Origin of the sequence: Gelidibacter sp. (assembly GCF_035515035.1) — a bacterium.
Lineage (GTDB): Bacteria > Bacteroidota > Bacteroidia > Flavobacteriales > Flavobacteriaceae > Gelidibacter.
The window spans coordinates 1-2,008 of sequence record NZ_DATJCA010000092.1 but is presented as its reverse complement, the minus strand read 5'-3'; the positions used below and the strand labels follow the sequence as shown (position 1 = coordinate 2,008).

Sequence of the window (2,008 nt, the reverse complement as noted above, 5' to 3'; positions counted from 1 at the left end):
TCGAACCGCTCGAATGAATGTAATCGCAAACTATATCTTTCAGATAACCAACGGATTACTCCAAAAAAAGAACAGGACAAACGAAAGTAAATTTCATTTGTCCTGTTTAGTAGCGGGAACAGGACTCGAACCTGTGACCTTTGGGTTATGAGCCCAACGAGCTACCTACTGCTCTATCCCGCGATATAAATTTAAATGCTGCACTTAGCTTTTAACTCTCGGCTCATAATACCGACTGCCTCATTTAGGACTGCAAATATAATAGCTTTTTTCTGATTATAAAAACTTTATTTCATAAAAAACTCCCAACAAATCAATGTTGAGAGTCGATCATATCATGATCGTGATGCTAATCTTCTGTATCTAAAGTAGCAAGCACACCACCAGACTTTGTATTTTGATAATCGAACTCCACTAAATTTGGAAACTTTTTTTCTAATTGTGCCAATTCGCCTTTAAAACTGTTGTTTCCTATAAGAAGGATCTTAAGCTTGCTCAACTTTGCCATTTCATTGGGTAAATCGCCATAAAAAGCATTATTCGACAAAACCAATTCTTCCAAGCTCGCTAATTCCCCAATAGAATCAGGGATTGTACCCAATAATTGGTTATCAAATACACTTAATGATTTCAATTTTTTGAGTTGTGATAGGTTGGAAGGCAGCTTTCCTGTTAAAGTATTGCTACTGATGACAAGCACTTGCAAATTTGTAAGATTCTCCAAAGATTGTGGAATGGAACCACTTAAGTTATTATTGTATAATTCTAAGACTTTCAGTTTTGATAAATTGCCAATCGCTCTTGGAATTTGACCCGATAAGTCGTTCATGAATAACTGTAAGGATTCTAAAGATGCCAACGTGGTCACCTCATTAGGGATAGCACCTTGCAGCTTGTTGAACGCCAAGTTGATCTCTTTCAATGCCTTTAATTTTCCGATACTTGTTGGGATAGTCCCCGAAATTGCATTTCTAAACAAACTCAAATGTTCAAGATGAATCAAATCTCCTATTTCATTCGGCAAAGTCCCGTCTAAATTATTGAAATCCAAATCAAGTGAAACCACTTTGTTATCTACAACCTCCACACCATGCCATGTATCCACAGGACTATTCAAATCCCAAGGCTTAAGCCATGCATCACCCTTGGTGGCATTAGCCAGTGAAATAAGTGCGCTTTTCTCCTGAATTGAAATTTGGCCAAAAGATAGGATGGTCATTAAAAAAAACAATTGTGTAAGTTTGAGAGTTTTCATGAAAATATATTTGGTTGAGACATCTACATGACGAATGTATAATAATATCGATGAAAAACCAATTATTTTCGACGAACTGCATGGTCGTCAAAAACGTAATACCTTAACACATTAACAAACAGGTGATTGAGTAAATAAAGTTTTTTAAGCGTTTGATAAAATAGTGGCGCCAATTACCACGATTGAATCTAAAGTTTCACTTTGTGATTTTTACTTTTTAGGTGCAGGTGGATACCCTGATAACACCTTTTCAACAATGGCCTTGAACTGAGATTCTTTTACCTCTGGTTTGGCGTTTGCCTGATAGGCGCTTTCACTAATAGCTTGCCAAAAAAGTCCAGATTTGTTTTCATCAACAAATTCAAATACAATCTCTCTGTTAGCCTTTGCTTGTCCTACGGGAATACCTATGGATATTCCACCGCCTACATTGCCACCGCTGCCGCCAACACCTACGCCCATATTACTGCGTTGCGCTTCGTGATAGGTGCTGCTTTTCACATTAATAAGAAAGTCTGGAGAATCTGATAAGGTCATCCCTTTTGCCTGCAATCCTGCATCTAAAGCATCCAAAAGCCTTCTCGAATCCAATTCGCTCATCCCCGTATTCATATCACTATAATAATTATAGGTTTTATAGGTATTGAAGTCTGTGGCTTTTTCATAGTCATAATTGACACGCACAGTAGCACAGGATATTATCATTAGGGAAAGTCCAATTAGAAAAAGTGATTTTTTCATAGCTTTTTATTT

The 2,008-nt window shown here is 37.1% G+C and carries 2 protein-coding genes and 1 tRNA gene; all 3 read right to left on the bottom strand.

The features are described 5' to 3' along the window. Positions 1 to 110 precede the first annotated feature (110 nt). Positions 111 to 183 (bottom strand) — tRNA-Met (locus tag VLZ86_RS07105). A gap of 166 nt (positions 184 to 349) precedes the next feature. Then, positions 350 to 1,255: a leucine-rich repeat domain-containing protein gene (locus VLZ86_RS07100; RefSeq protein WP_325449939.1), complete on the bottom strand. Its 906-nt coding sequence runs from the start codon at positions 1,253 to 1,255 to the stop codon at positions 350 to 352. A 210-nt stretch (positions 1,256 to 1,465) separates the two neighbouring features. After that, the gene (locus VLZ86_RS07095; protein ID WP_325449938.1) at positions 1,466 to 1,996 is read right to left on the bottom strand and encodes a DUF4136 domain-containing protein; all 531 of its coding nucleotides are present in this window, start codon (positions 1,994 to 1,996) and stop codon (positions 1,466 to 1,468) included. Positions 1,997 to 2,008 lie beyond the last annotated feature (12 nt).

What these genes read in the sequence shown, in the direction of transcription:
- VLZ86_RS07095 (WP_325449938.1), bottom strand. Translation starts at nt 1,996, where the DNA reads ATGAAAAAATCACTTTTTCTAATTGGACTTTCCCTAATGATAATATCC.
- VLZ86_RS07100 (WP_325449939.1), bottom strand. Translation starts at nt 1,255, where the DNA reads ATGAAAACTCTCAAACTTACACAATTGTTTTTTTTAATGACCATCCTA.